Genomic DNA, 13,511 nt, shown 5'->3' with positions numbered 1-13,511 from the left:
TCCCGGTGTCCACCTCCACCGACCACGGCCGGCCCGACCCGGAGGCGAGCACTCTCGCCCTGACCCGCGACGGCCGGCCGGTCTCCGACCGGGGCGACACCGTCTGCGTGATCGGCGCCGGGGCCAGCGGCCTCACGGCCATCAAGAACCTGAAGGAGCACGGCTTCGGCGTCGACTGCTACGAGCGGGAGACCGGCGTCGGCGGCGCCTGGAACTGGCGGCACGACCGCAGCCCGGTGTACGCGAGCACGCACCTGATCTCGTCGCGGCCCTTCACCCAGTTCCCCGACTTCCCGATGCCGGACGACTGGCCGGACTACCCGCACCACAGTCAGCTGCTGTCGTACTTCGAGCGGTACGCCGACCACTTCGACCTGCGCGGGCACATCTGGTTCGGCACCGAGGTCGTCCGGGTGGAGCCCGTGGCCGGTGACCGCTGGGACGTGACGACCCGCAGCACCGGCGGCTACGGCCCGGAACGCACCTCCCGCTACGCGGCCGTGGTGGTCGCCAACGGCCACAACTGGTCGCCGAAGCTGCCCCGCTACGAGGGGCTGGAGGAGTTCCGGGGCGAGGTCATGCACGCCTCGTCCTACAAGGACCCGGCGCAGCTGCGCGGCAAGCGGGTGCTGGTGGTGGGCGCTGGCAACACGGGCTGCGACGTCGCCGTGGAGGCCGCCCAGCAGGCGTCGCGCTGCTGGCACTCCACCCGCCGGGGTTACTGGTACGCCCCGAAGTACGTCCTCGGTCGCCCTGCCGACCAGGTCAACGACGCGCTGCTGGCGCTGCGCGTGCCGCTGCGGGTGCGGCAGTGGCTCTACCACTGGACGCTGCGGCTGACCGTCGGCGACCTGACGCGGTTCGGTCTGCCGAAGCCCGACCACCGGGTCTACGAGACGCACCCGATCGCCAACAGCCAGCTCGTCTACTACGTGGGCCACGGCCAGATCGCGCCGGTGCCGGACGTCGTGCGCTTCCACCCGTACGCCGTCGAGCTCTCCGACGGCCGGCAGATCGACCCGGATCTGGTCGTCTTCGCCACCGGCTACCTGCCGCGCTTCGAGTTCCTCGACCCCACGGTGCTCGGCGACGAGGCGGGGCAGGGCCGGCCGAAGCTCTGGCTCAACGCCTTCGTCCCGGGCCGCCCCACGCTGGCCGTGGCCGGGCTGGTCCAGCCGGATTCCGGCATCTTCCCCCTGTCGCACTGGCAGGCGGTGCTCTTCGCCCGGCTGCTGCGGCTGCGCGTCACCCGTCCCGACCGGGCGGCCGCCTTCGCCGCCCGCGTGACGGCGAAGGCGGGGGAGCGGTACGCCGGGCCCGTCAAGGACAGCAGCCGGCACTGGTTCGAGGTGGGCCACGCGGACTACCTGCGCGCCGTCCAGCGCGCGCTGCACGACCTGGAAGGTTCCCGGTGAGCGCGAGGAGTGCAGCGCAGCGGAGCCCCGCAGTCGCGAACGAAAGGCCGGACCGGTGAGCGTGAGGAGTGCAGCGCAGCGGAGCCCCGCAGTCGCGAACGAAAGGCCGGACCGGTGAGCGCGAGGAGTGAGCTTGCGAGCCCCGCAGTCGCGAACGAAAGGCCGGAACAGTGAGTCAGGTGCGGATCATGCGGGGGCGGGAGTGGGCCCGCCCGGTCCGCCCGGTCCGGCGTGAGGTGCTCGGCGCGGCCCCCGAGGTGGAGCAGGGGCGGCCCCCGCTGCTCTTCGTGCCGGGCTTCGGGCACGGCGCCTGGGCGTTCGCCGAGCACTGGCTCGGCCATGCCGCCTCCCGGGGCTTCCCGGCGTACGCGCTGAGCCTGCGCGGGCACGGCGACAGCGGCCCGGCGCCGGACGCGACGCTGCGGGCGTACGCCCACGACGTGACGCAGGTGGCGGCGGCCCTGCCGCGCCAGGCGGTGCTGGTGGGGCACGGCGCCGGGGCCCTCGTGGTCGCCCACGCGCTGGCCCGCTACCCGGCGCGGGCCGCGGTGCTGGTCGCGCCGGTGCTCGGCGGCTGGGCCACGTTCGGGGCGGCGGTGCGCCGCAACCCGCTCGGCACGCTGCCGGCGGTGTTCGGCGGGCCGCTGCGGCTGCACCGCCGCCAGCTGTTCAGCCGGGAGCTGCCCGAGGCCGAGGCGCGGCGGTACGCGGACCGGCTCGGCCGGGCCGGCCGGCGGGCCCAGTGGCAACTGCTCACCGGGCGCGCCGCGGAGCCGGCGGTGGGCGACCCGCCGGTGCTGGTGCTGGGCAGCCCCGACGACCGGGTGGTCCCGGCGACGGCGCTGACCCGGGCGGCCCGGCGGTACGGCTCGGCCCCGCTGCTCTTCCCCGGCATGGGGCACGACATGATGCTCGACGCGCGGTGGCGGGAGCCGGTCGACGCCATCCTGGACTGGCTGGAGAAGGACCCGGCGCCGACCGGCCGGCCCTGACCGGGCCGGGCCGCCGGCGTCAGCCGGCGGCGCTCAACCGGGTCAGCAGCGAGCCGCTGTCGTCGAGGGCGGAGAGGTAGGAGCGGGCCCACGCCCGGATGTCGTGCCGGTGCAGGTGCGCCCGCATGGCCCGCATCCGCGCACCGAGGTCGTCGGGGCCCGCCCGCAGCGCCGCGAGCAGCCCCTGCTTGAGCCCCTCCAGGTCGTGCGGGTTGACCAGGTACGCCTGGGGCAGTTCGGCGGCGGCGCCGGCGAACTCGCTGAGCAGCAGCGCCCCCGTGTCGTCGACCCGGGCGGCGACGTACTCCTTGGCGACGAGGTTCATCCCGTCGCGCAGCGGGGTCACCGCCATCACGTCGGCGACCCGGTAGAGCGCGGCCAGCTCGACGCGGTCGAACGGCTGGGTCAGGTAGTGGATCGCCGGCTCGCCGACCCGGCCGAACTCGCCGTTGATCCGACCGACCTCGCGTTCCACCCGCTCGCGGAGGATCTGGTACTGCCCGACCCGCTCCCGGCTGGGCACCGCCACCTGTACGAGCACGGTGTCGCGCACCTTGACGTGCCCGTCGGCGATCAGTTCGCTGTAGGCCTTGAGGCGCTGCTCGATGCCCTTGGTGTAGTCCATCCGGTCGACGCTGAGGATCACCTGCTCGGGGCTGCCGAGGTCGTGGCGCAGCCGGGCGGCCCGGTCCGCCACGTCGGGACGGGTGGCCAGCGCGGCCATCTCCACGGTGTCGATCGAGACGGGGAAGGCGCCGATGCGGACCACCCGGTCGTCGACGGCGATCCGCCGGTCGGTGGCGGGCACGTCCAGCACCTTCGCCACGAGCTGGGCGAAGTTGTGCGCGGCCTGGGAGCGCTGGAAGCCGACGAGGTCGGCGCCGAGCATCCCGCGCAGCAGTTCGGCCCGGCGCGGCAGCTGCATGAACAGCTCCGGTGGCGGGAACGGCACGTGCAGGAAGAAGCCGATGCGCAGGTCGGGCCGCAGCTGACGCAGCAGGCCCGGCACCAGTTGCAGGTGGTAGTCCTGCACCCAGACCACCGCGCCGGGCTCGGCCACGTCGGCGGTGGCCTCGGCGAACCGCTGGTTGACCCGCTGGTACGCCTCCCACCAGCGCCGGTGGTACTCGGGCTGCTCCACCGAGTCGTGGTAGAGCGGCCAGAGGGTCGCGTTGGCGAAGCCCTCGTAGTGGTCGCGCAGGTCGTCGGCGCTCAGCGCGACGGTGTGCATCCGGACACCGTCGACGTCGGGCAGGGCGGGCGCCGGGCCGGTGCCGCCGGCCCACCCGACCCACGTCGCCGGGGTGTGCCGCAGGAGGGGATGGAGGGCGCTGACCAGGCCGCCGGGGCTGCGGCGCCACTCGCAGGCACCGTCGGGCGCCATACTGTCGTCGATGGGCAGGCGGTTGGCCACCACCACGAGGGAACTCTGTCGCATCTCGGGCATTCCGATCAGCAGGGGAGTGACCGCCGCAGCGGAGGAACAACCGGGCAGTCAGCAGGGGATGTGACGGACAGCGGTATTCCTACTGACAGTAAGTTACACCAGTGTTGCGTCCCGGGCCCGGGTCGGCCGTCGTCCCGGAATGCGGGCGGAAACGCGGCGGGCGGGCGGCGCTCAGACGACCGCGCCGTCGTCCGGGTCGCGCTCGTCGTCGTCGCCGGGCCGCAGCCGCCAGATCAGCGCGACGAAGCCGGCCAGGATGCCGGTGAAGCCGAACAGGTTGACGATCCCTGGGTCGGCCACGGGGAAGATCGACGGGAACAGGAAGAGCACGAAACCGAGCACCATGGCCAGCACGCCGACCACCGCGTACTTCGAGAAGCGCGGCAGGGGCGGGGGCGGTGGCGGGGTGTAGCGCTCGTCCTCCGTCTCGTCGTCGGGAAGGTCCGCGCCGAAGGTGTCCAACCCGTCGAGCAGCGACGGCTCGTCCTGGCGGCCCGGGGAGAGGGAGACGCCCGAGATGTCGGCCGCGTACGGCAGCCGGCGCACGTCGGTGGCGGTCGGCCCGGCGGGCTCCTCGGGCGTGCCGAGGGGCACCGGCCCGCCGGCCGGCCCGGGCTGGTCGTCGACGTCCTCGGCGGCGGGCCACGGGTTGTCGCCACCGCGGGGGGCGGTGGTGTGGAAGCCGGCGACGATGCGGGCCCACTCGGCCTCGATGTCCGGCTCGTCGTCGCGGGGCTTCTCGGGGGCCGCCGTCTCGTCGGCGAGCTGGGTCAGGTAGTCGCGCGCCGTCCGCAGGTGCGACCGGTCGACGTAGAGCCGGTCCACCGGGCGGGCCGGGACGGTGGTGGTGCGGGTGACCGGGTTCAGGTCGGCCGAGGGCTGGAGGTAGGCGGCGATCCCACCGGCGGCCAGGACGTCGAGCAGGTGCTCACCGACGCGCGGATCCACGTCGCCGGCGACGGCGTACTCGCTCGCGTCGAGCCCGTTGTCCCGCCGTCCCCGGCGGGCACCACCCGCTGACACCCGGACATCCTCCTCATCACGCGCCCGCGGCGCGGTCGCCTGAGCCCCCTCGGCGCCGACTGGCACGCCGTGCCTTGAATCGTGACACGTCCGGACCCGGTTCCGGGAGTGCCTTGTGGCGCGGCGTACGAAGTCAGGGCCCCTGCCGCAGGTCGTGACAGGGATTTATGTCCGTTCTTGCTGAATCCTTCTCAACGGAGACCCTGGTCGTGCCGCCCGCGAACGTCGCCGCCGGCGGTGGCGGCCACGGCCCTCAGCCCGGGTCGGGCGGGGAGCCCGGCCGGACCAGGCCGCTCTCGTACGCCGCCACGACGAGCTGCGAGCGGTCCCGGGCGTGCAGCTTGGCCAGCAGCCGGCTGACGTACGTGCGGGCGGTCGCCGGGCTGATGTGCAGGACGGCTCCGATCTCGTCGTTCGACCGGCCGGCGGCGACCTCGGCCAGCACCTCCCGCTCCCGGACGGTCAGCGAGCCCAGCCGGGCCGGGTCCGGCGCCCGGTTTCCGGAGCGCACCGCCGCCATCACCCGCCGCGTCACCGCCGGGGAGAGCAGCGCCTCACCGGCGGTGACGATGCGTACCGCGCCCCGCAGCTCGTCGGGGCCGGTGTCCTTGAGCAGGAAGCCGGACGCGCCGGCCCGGATCGCCTCGAAGACGTACTCGTCGGTGTCGAACGTGGTGAGCACGACGACCCGTACGCCGGTGAGCCGCTCGTCGGCGACGATCCGCCGGGTGGCCTCGATGCCGTCCGTGCCGGGCATCCGGACGTCCATCAGCAGGACGTCGGGCCGCTCGGTGACCGCCAGCCGGTACGCCGCGTCGCCGTCGCCCGCCTCGCCGACCACCTCGATGTCCGGTGCCCGGTCCAGCAGCGCCCGCAGCCCCGCGCGGACCAGGTGCTGGTCGTCGACGAGTCCCACCCGGATCACGTGGTCCCTCCCAGGGGTAGTTCGGCGCGTACCTCGAAACCGCCGCCGGGCCGGTTGCCGGCGGTGACGGTGCCCCCGAGCAGGGCGGTGCGCTCCCGGATGCCGCCGAGCCCGTACCCGCGCGAGGCGTCCCCGCGCTGCCCGCGCCCGTCGTCGCGGACCGCGACGGCGACGGCGCGGGGGCCGCGGACGACGTCGATCTCGACGCTGCCCGCGTCGGCGTGGCGCAGGGCGTTGGTCAGCGCCTCCTGGACCAGCCGGTAGGCGGTCGAGTCGACGGCGGCGGGCAGGCCGGTCAGCTCGCCCCGCCGGCGCACGGCGACGCGCAGCCCGGCGGCCCGCGCGCCGGCGGCCAGGTCGTCCAGCCGGGCCAGTCCCGCCACCGGCTGGCGGGGTTCGGCCCCGGCCGGGTCGCGCAGCAGGCCGAGGGTGGTGCGCAGCTCCCGGACGACCTGGGTGGTGGCCGAGCGGACGTGTCCCAGGGCGGCGCGGGCGGCGACCGGGTCGTCGTCGAGGGCCTCGTCGGCCACACCGGCGTGCAGTGAGATGACGGAGATGTGGTGGGCGATCACGTCGTGCAGGTCCCGGGCGATGCGCAGCCGTTCCTCCTCGACCCGGCGCGCCGCCTCCCGGGCGTGGTCGCGTTCCAGCTGCCGCAGCCGCCACCGTTGCTCCCGGCGCCGCAGCCGCCGGGAGCGGACCCCGTCGCCGAGCGCGACCGCGGCGGCCATGATGGCCACGCTGGAGGCCAGCTCGAAGCCGACGAGGTACGCGACGCTCGCGCCCTGCACCGCGCGGAACGCGGTGGAGACGACGAGCAGGCCGAGCCCCACGAGCACCGCCCAGCGCAGCTGCCCGGCCTCGGCGGCGGAGTAGAGCGCCGCGGCGAGGGGGAGGGCCAGCCCGACCGGCGGGTAGCCGGCCACGTAGTAGGCCACCAGGCCGGCGGCGCTGACCACCAGCACGGTCGCCGGCGCGCGGCGGCGCAGCAGCACGAGTGCGCCGAGCCCGACGGCGAACAGGTAGGCGGGCACGTCGCGGCCCCGGTCCCCGCCCACGTTCGCGGTGATCGCCGCCGCCACGACGATCGACACGGCGGCCCCGATGACCAGGTCCAGCACCGTGGCCCGGGGCAGCCCGACCAGCCTGCCCGCCTCCCGCCGCGTCCCTGCCACCCGCACCTTGAGAGGGTAGGCGCCGCCGGCCGGTGTGCGGGGCCGACGGGTGTCGCGACCGGCTGTCGCCCCGGGCCGTATCCACGACCGACGGCGGTACGTCGGCAGGCGACACCGCCGGCGGCCATGACCGCTTGCCGACCGGTCCGGGGTGGACGGAGACGCGCCGCGGGCCGGATCACGTTGTGGCCGCCGGCATCGGGTTCGTAGGCTCATGCCCACGACGCAGCCGCGGCGAGCGCGGCGGCGTCGCGACCACCCCTGGGAAAGGACGCCGGTGCTGTACTGGCTGATGAAGTACGTCCTCCTCGGCCCGCTGCTGAGGCTGGTCTTCCGCCCGCAGGTCGAGGGGCTGCACCACGTGCCCGACACCGGGCCGGTGATCCTCGCCAGCAACCATCTGTCGTTCTCCGACTCGATCTTCACGCCGCTGGTCGTGAAGCGACGGGTGACGTTCATCGCCAAGGCCGAGTACTTCACCGGCAAGGGCGTCAAGGGCTGGCTGACGAAGATGTTCTTCGTCGGCTCCGGCACCATCCCGGTCGACCGCTCGGGCGGCCGGGCGGCCCGCGCGGCGCTGGACACCCAGCTGCGGGTGCTGCGCGGCGGGGGCATCGCCGGCATCTACCCCGAGGGCACCCGCTCGCCGGACGGGCGTCTCTACCGGGGCAAGACCGGCGTGGCCCGGCTGGCCCTGGAGAGCGGCGCCCCGGTGGTCCCGACGGCGATGCTCAACGCCGACGAGATCCAGCCGCCCGGCAAGCTGATCCCCAAGATCGCCCGGGTGCGGATCCGGTTCGGCCCGCCGCTGGACTTCTCCCGTTACGCCGGGATGGCCGGCGACCGGTTCGTCGAGCGCGCGGTGACCGACGAGATCATGTACGAGCTGATGGAGCTCTCCGGCCGCGAGTACGTCGACATGTACGCCCAGAAGGCCAAGAGCCCCGCGAACCCCGTCCCGCGCGAGCCGGTCCCCGCCTGACCGGCCCGCGCCGGGCGCGGACGGTGCCACCTTCGACGCGGTGCGCCAGCACCGGCGTCAGCAGGCCACGGCCGTCCCGGCGGGCGCCGCCGGAGGGCGGGCCAGGTCCAGCAGGACGGGGGCGTCGTTGCGCAGCGCGAAGGCGCGCAGCTCGGCCAGCTCCGGGCGGGCCGCCGTCGACTCGCCGGCCCGCTCCAGCTCCACCGTCGCGAAGGTCAACGCGAGCATCCGGTCGGTCACGTCCGGGATGCCGGCGTAGATCTCGGCGCCGGCCAGGTGCAGCTCCGCGGCCCGCCGGTGGTCGCCGTCCGCTGCGGCCAACGCGCCGGTCACCGTCCGCCGCGCCGCCTCCGACCAGGGCGTACGGTGACCCACCCGGTCCAGCATCCCGCGTACCCGGGCCGCGGCGTCCCGCCCGGCGAGGCTGGCCGCGAAGCCGGCCGCCGCGATCCACTCCCCGCTGGCCAGGGCCGGCACCGCCGACCAGGACTCGGCCAGCTCGTCGATCAGCGCCGTCGCCTCCGTACGGCGCCCCTGAAGGGCCCGGCAGAGCGCGCCCATGCCCAGCATCGTCCAGTGCGGCCGGTGGAAGCCCCCACGGCGGGCGGCGTCCAGCGCGGCCGCCACGTCGTCGCTGTACGTGGCGGCGGCGTCGTGGTCGGAGTGCGAGCGCGCCGGCGGCACCCGATCGCCGCGCAGCACCAGCAGGCAGGCGCGCAGGCCACGAACCTGCATGTCCCAGCTGCCCGTCGGGGTGTCCACGAAGGCCTCGGCGGCGGCCAGCAGCCGGCCGAAGTCGCCCTCGAACCAGGCGCGCATGGCCTCGGCCGAGTAGCTCGTGGTCAGCGTCTGCCCGCTGGCCTTGCGCGTCGGCAGCGACGAGAGCAGGGCGTCGGAGCGCAGCCAGTCGCCCTCCTCGCAGACGGCGTAGGCGAGGTTCTGCATGGCCCGGGGCAGGGCGATCAACTGGCCGGCGCGGCTGACCTCGACGATGTTGTGCAGATCGTCCAGGCCGGACCGGTCGCCCGCCTGGTAGCGGGCGATGGCCGAGGTGATCCGGGCGTTGGTGCGGGTCTCGGTCAGCCCCAGGCGCTCGCCGATCTCCGCGGCCCGTTCGGCTGCGGCGACCGCCGGATCCCGCTCGTAGTTCAGCATGTGCAGCCGGCCCAGCTCGGCGTAGGCGTCCGCCTTCTGCGGGCTGTCCGGCAGCGGGGCGAACAGCTGCACGGCCCGGTCCAGGCAGGCCAGGGCGGCGGCCCGGTCGGCACGCAGCCACGCGGCCTGACCGAGCAGCGTCCAGGCGCGCGCCGCGCAGGCGTCGTCGCCGTGCGCCAGCAGCCGGTCGGCGAGCGCCTGCAACTGCTCGGGGCCGCCGCCGGAGAGGAAGCCGTTGCCGTCGCGGTAGAAGGAGATCTCGGTGCTGAGCAGCTCCAACTGGAGCCGGCCGACCGGGTCGGTGTCGTCGGCCAGCCCGAGCGCCCGGCCCGCGTGGCTCGCCGCGACGTCGAGGCTGTGCAGCGCGTACGCCCGGCGGGCCGCCCGGTGCAGCGCGGCCCGGGCGGGGCCGGCGTACCGGCCGATCTCCATGCCCAGCGTGCGGGCGATCTCGTGGGCCGCCCAGCGGTGGTGGGCCAGCACCTCGGCCAGGTCGGTGTCCCGGCTCTGCGAGAGCATGTCCAGCCACTGCGCCGTCCGCTCGTGCCGCGCCACCCGCTCGGTACGCGGCAGCCGCTGGTAGCAGACGTCGCGCACCAGCACGTGCCGGAACCGGTACTCCGGTTGGCCGGCCATCGTGGAGGCGGCCTGCTCGTGCACGAAGTCGCGCTGCTCCAGCCGGCGCAGCGCGCGTTCCACCGACTCGACGGGCTGCCCGAGCGCGGCGGCCACGGCCCCCGGCCAGAACTGCACGCCGACCACGGCGGCGGCCAGCAGCACCGTGCGTTCCTTGGCGTCGAGCAGGTCGATGCGGTTGGCGATGACGGCGTGCACGCTCTCCGGCATCGGCAGGTCGAGGTGCTTCTCCAGCGACCAGCCCCGCCCGGACTGGCGCAGCGCGCCCTGCTCGATCAGCATCCGCACGTACTCGTGGGCGTAGAGCGGGTTGCCGCCGGCCACCTCGATCAGCGGGGTGAGCATGTCGGCGGAGAAGGCCGCCCGGCCGAACATGTGGGCGTAGAGCGCCGCGATGCCCGTGTCGCGCAGCGGGGGCAGGGTGATGGTCACCGAGCCGGTGATCGTCCCCGCCCAGCTCGGGTCCCGGTCGACGAGTTCGGGCCGGGCGGTGCAGAGCAGCAGCAGCGGCACGTCCCGGGCGGCGGTGCCGAGCAGTTCCACGAAGCGCAGCATCGCGTCGTCGGCCCAGTGCAGGTCCTCGAAGACCAGTACGGTCGGCCGCCGGGCGGCGAGGGCGAGCAGGAAGCGCCGCCACGCCGACTCGGTCTCCTCGGCCGGCAGCGGCGTGCCCGGCAGGCCGACCATCGGCCGCAGGGCGTCGACGAGGCGCTGCCGCTCGCCCGGGCCGACCAGTTCGCCGACGGCGGAGGCGAGCCGCTGGGCGGCGCTGGACGCCGGGTCGGTGTCCAGGATGCCGGCCTCGGACTTGACGATGTCGGCCAGCGCCGCGAACGTCACGTTCTCGCCGAACGGCGGGCACCGCCCGATGCGCCAGGTCAGCGGCTCGTCGACCAACTGGTCCACGTGCCGGTACAGCTCCCGGACCAGCCGGCTCTTGCCCAGCCCGGCCCGGCCGAAGACCGTCACCACCTGCGGGCGCCGGTCGCGCAACGACCGGTGCAGGGCGTTGACCAGCATCCCCAGCTCGTGTTCGCGGTCGATCAGCGGCGTGACGTCCGGCTGCCGGTCGGTCGGCTGCCGGCGTACCGGCGACAGGGCCAGCCACACCTCGGTCGTCGTCGACCGCCCGCGCAGGGTGACCGGCGGCTGCTCGGAATAGCGGATGGCGTCCCGGGTGAGGGCGTGCGTCACGCCGCAGACCAGCACCCCGCCGGGCGGGGCGACGGACTGCATCCGGGAGGCCGTGTTGACCACGTCGCCGGCCACGATCGCCTGACCGCCGTCGCGGGCGGCGGCCACGTCGACCAGCGCCTCGCCGGTGGCCACCCCGACCCGGAAGCGCAGCGCCTCCGCGCCGGTGGGGGCGAAGCGGGTCAGCACCCGTTGCAGCTCCAGGCCGGCCCGCACGCAGCGCAGCGCGTCGGTCTCGGTGGCCACGGGCGCGCCGAAGAGGGCCATCACCGCGTCGCCGATGTACTTCTCCACCACCCCGCCGTACTGGCCCACGACGCGGCGGGCGGCCGAGAAGAACCCGGTCTGCATGCCCCGGACCAGCTCCGGGTCGGCCCGTTCGACGTACGGGGTGAAGTCGATCAGGTCGACGAAGAGCACACTGACCCGGCGGCGGTCCTCCTGCGGGGCCGCCTGCCGCTCGGTGCCCGGCCGGGCCGCGCCGCAGGAGGTGCAGAACGCCACATCCCGGGCGAGCGGGCGCAGGCAGTGCGGACACACCGCGCCCAGCTCGTTGCCGCAGCCGCCGCAGAAGCGGTCGCCTGCGGCGGCCGTACGTCCACAGCGGTCACACTGCGTGGCGATGACACCCTCCACTGGCGGTCCCGCCGGCGCCGGGATCGGCACCGTTGTGGTGTCAGTATCGCCGTCCGCCCTGCTGTCGGGTACCGGGCTGTTGGTTTGTGGACAGTCCACCGGCCGGTCCTGCCGTTACAGTCAGGCGGCTGATTGTCGACCATTGACCGCAGGGGGATTCCCGATGGTGTACGTGATGTTGCAGAGCGACTGGACCGACGGCAACGGGGTGAGCCACCTCGCCGGCGACTCCGTCGACGTGGACGCCGCCACGCTGGCCGCGCTCCAGGCGCAGGGCATCGTCAGCGAGCAGTCCGGCGGCGGCAAGGACGGCACGGAGTGGGTCGGGCCGGGCAGCACCAACTGGGTCGGCCCGGGCAGCAACACTCCCTGACACCCCACGCGCGAAAGGGCCGGAGCGACTGCTCCGGCCCTTTTCCGCGTACGCCTCAGCGCTCGCTCATGCCGGCGCGGCGCCGCAGCGCCGCCACGTCGGTGACCACGATGCGCCGGCCCTCCGTGCGCAGCCAACCCCGGTTGGCGAACGACCCGATGGCCTGGTTGACGCTCTGCCGCGAGCCGCCGGCCATCTCGGCGAGCTGGCTCTGGTTGAGCTCGATGGTGATCATCGGGGCCTGGCTCTCGCCGGCCAGCCGCACCAGGGTCTTGGCCACCCGGCCGGGCAGGTCCAGGAAGACGTGGTCGGCGTTCTGCTCGGTCAGCCGGCGGATCAGCCCACCGAGCGAGCGCATCACCGCGTCGAGGATGCGCGGGTTGGAGTGCACCAGCTCCATGAAGGCGCCCCGGGACAGCGCGAGCGCCTGGCAGTCCTCGATCGCCTCGGCCGAGGCGGACCGGGTGGAGGCGTCGAGCAGGGAGACCTCGCCCAGCACGTCCGGCGGACGGATGACCGACAGCACCGCGCGCTCGCCGGTCGGCGCGGTGCGGAAGACCGCGACCGCGCCCCGGCGCAGCACGATGAGGGACTCGCCGGGGTCGTTCTCGACGAAGAGCAGCTGACCCTTGCGGTACGTGCGGGGAACCGCCGCGGCGATCACCCGCTGGCGGACCTCCGGCTCCAGCCCGGCGAACATCTCCACACCCGTGAGCGCGTCGCCCGGCTCCGGTAGGCGCATCTCCACGGTCCAACCCCTCCCCGGTCAAGGACCACAACTCGCTCACCGGGTGAACCTGAAGGCCCTCGACGAGGTGAACTGACACCGGTTCGGCGTCCGGTAGCGGTACACATCAGATCATGACGCTCCGGTCGCTTGCTGTACACCCCTCGAAGCACTTCCGTGACACTCCCGAGCTGCGACGACCGGCCTGGCGGGAGGCGTCGGCGCCGCCGGAGCGGCGGTCCCGGCCGCCCCGGCGGGCCGGGGGAGCGGCGGCACCACCCGCCCCGGTGGGCCGGGCGTGACGGGCGTGGGCGAGGATGACCGGTGATGGTCTACCGCTACTTCTACGACTGCGAGTTCATCGAGGACGGCCGGCTCGTCGACCTGGTGTCGATCGGCGTCGTCGACGAGTACGGCCGCGAGTTCTACGCCGTCTCGACCGAGTTCGACGACTCGCGGGCCGTGCCCTGGGTGCGCCGCAACGTGCTCGACAAGCTGCCCTCCCCGGCCAACCGCGCCTGGCGCTCGCGCGAGCGCATCCGCGACGAGCTGTACGACTTCCTCGTCGAGCCGGTCCGCGACCGCCCGGGCGAGCAGTTGGAGCTGTGGGCCTGGTACGCCGCGTACGACCACGTGGCCCTGGCGCAGCTGTGGGGCGCCATGCCGGCGCTGCCCCGGGAGATCCCCCGGTTCACCAAGGACCTGCGTCAGCTCTGGGACGACCGGGGCCGGCCGCCGCTGCCGGACGCCGACGCGGCGCGGCACGACGCCCTGGTCGACGCCCGGCACAACCTGGCCCGGTGGCGGGCGATGACCGGTTCGTAGGTTTGG

Annotated in this window: 11 protein-coding genes; 5 read left to right on the top strand and 6 right to left on the bottom strand. The window is 74.6% G+C overall.

Annotated features, from left to right (window positions below; all coding sequences use genetic code 11):
* Positions 1 to 5: 5 nt before the first annotated feature.
* Both CLT72_RS13235 and CLT72_RS13230 read left to right on the top strand, forming a co-directional pair.
* Positions 6 to 1,415, top strand: coding sequence for a flavin-containing monooxygenase (locus CLT72_RS13235; RefSeq protein ID WP_101411981.1), 1,410 nt, complete (start codon positions 6 to 8; stop codon positions 1,413 to 1,415).
* Positions 1,416 to 1,603: 188 nt separating this feature from the next.
* Positions 1,604 to 2,407 carry an alpha/beta hydrolase gene (locus tag CLT72_RS13230; RefSeq protein WP_101415137.1) on the top strand — a complete coding sequence of 268 codons (804 nt, stop codon included), beginning with the start codon at positions 1,604 to 1,606 and terminating at the stop codon, positions 2,405 to 2,407.
* Positions 2,408 to 2,426: 19 nt separating this feature from the next.
* Here the strand turns inward: CLT72_RS13230 and CLT72_RS13225 are convergent, their stop codons facing one another.
* The 4 genes from CLT72_RS13225 to CLT72_RS13210 form a co-directional block, all read right to left on the bottom strand.
* Positions 2,427 to 3,845 carry an alpha,alpha-trehalose-phosphate synthase (UDP-forming) gene (locus CLT72_RS13225; protein WP_101415136.1) on the bottom strand — a complete coding sequence of 473 codons (1,419 nt, stop codon included), beginning with the start codon at positions 3,843 to 3,845 and terminating at the stop codon, positions 2,427 to 2,429.
* A 180-nt stretch (positions 3,846 to 4,025) separates the two neighbouring features.
* Complete coding sequence (locus CLT72_RS13220; RefSeq protein ID WP_101411979.1) at positions 4,026 to 4,877, bottom strand: DUF308 domain-containing protein; 852 nt, start codon at positions 4,875 to 4,877, stop codon at positions 4,026 to 4,028.
* A gap of 253 nt (positions 4,878 to 5,130) precedes the next feature.
* Positions 5,131 to 5,802: a response regulator transcription factor gene (locus CLT72_RS13215; RefSeq protein WP_101411977.1), complete on the bottom strand. Its 672-nt coding sequence runs from the start codon at positions 5,800 to 5,802 to the stop codon at positions 5,131 to 5,133.
* Positions 5,799 to 6,983: a sensor histidine kinase gene (locus CLT72_RS13210; RefSeq protein WP_199184567.1), complete on the bottom strand. Its 1,185-nt coding sequence runs from the start codon at positions 6,981 to 6,983 to the stop codon at positions 5,799 to 5,801. Before CLT72_RS13210 ends, CLT72_RS13215 begins: the two co-directional genes overlap by 4 nt.
* 271 nt (positions 6,984 to 7,254) lie before the next feature.
* Between CLT72_RS13210 and CLT72_RS13205 the strand changes: the two genes are divergently transcribed.
* Positions 7,255 to 7,959, top strand: coding sequence for a lysophospholipid acyltransferase family protein (locus CLT72_RS13205; RefSeq protein WP_101411973.1), 705 nt, complete (start codon positions 7,255 to 7,257; stop codon positions 7,957 to 7,959).
* A 57-nt stretch (positions 7,960 to 8,016) separates the two neighbouring features.
* On the opposite strand, the gene CLT72_RS13200 is transcribed toward CLT72_RS13205, so the two are convergent.
* Complete coding sequence (locus tag CLT72_RS13200; RefSeq protein WP_199184566.1) at positions 8,017 to 11,580, bottom strand: ATP-binding protein; 3,564 nt, start codon at positions 11,578 to 11,580, stop codon at positions 8,017 to 8,019.
* A gap of 163 nt (positions 11,581 to 11,743) precedes the next feature.
* Here CLT72_RS13200 and CLT72_RS13195 point away from each other — a divergent pair, with 163 nt between their 5' ends.
* Positions 11,744 to 11,953: a hypothetical protein gene (locus CLT72_RS13195; protein WP_088999193.1), complete on the top strand. Its 210-nt coding sequence runs from the start codon at positions 11,744 to 11,746 to the stop codon at positions 11,951 to 11,953.
* A 55-nt stretch (positions 11,954 to 12,008) separates the two neighbouring features.
* Here the strand turns inward: CLT72_RS13195 and CLT72_RS13190 are convergent, their stop codons facing one another.
* On the bottom strand, positions 12,009 to 12,701 hold the full coding sequence (locus CLT72_RS13190; protein ID WP_088999194.1) for a Crp/Fnr family transcriptional regulator: 693 nt from the start codon (positions 12,699 to 12,701) through the stop codon (positions 12,009 to 12,011).
* A 306-nt stretch (positions 12,702 to 13,007) separates the two neighbouring features.
* On the opposite strand from CLT72_RS13190, the gene CLT72_RS13185 reads away from it, so the two are divergent.
* Complete coding sequence (locus tag CLT72_RS13185) at positions 13,008 to 13,505, top strand: polyadenylate-specific 3'-exoribonuclease AS (RefSeq protein WP_089003323.1); 498 nt, start codon at positions 13,008 to 13,010, stop codon at positions 13,503 to 13,505.
* Positions 13,506 to 13,511: the final 6 nt, after the last annotated feature.

It is taken from the genome of Micromonospora sp. CNZ309, assembly GCF_002846525.1.
This window is presented reverse-complemented; position numbering and strand designations above follow the sequence as displayed.

Bases quoted from the DNA above. Each gene is read 5' to 3' on its own strand.
- CLT72_RS13225 (WP_101415136.1), bottom strand. From the start codon at position 3,845: ATGCGACAGAGTTCCCTCGTGGTGGTGGCCAACCGCCTGCCCATCGAC.
- CLT72_RS13185 (WP_089003323.1), top strand. From the start codon at position 13,008: ATGGTCTACCGCTACTTCTACGACTGCGAGTTCATCGAGGACGGCCGG.
- CLT72_RS13195 (WP_088999193.1), top strand. From the start codon at position 11,744: ATGGTGTACGTGATGTTGCAGAGCGACTGGACCGACGGCAACGGGGTG.
- CLT72_RS13230 (WP_101415137.1), top strand. From the start codon at position 1,604: ATGCGGGGGCGGGAGTGGGCCCGCCCGGTCCGCCCGGTCCGGCGTGAG.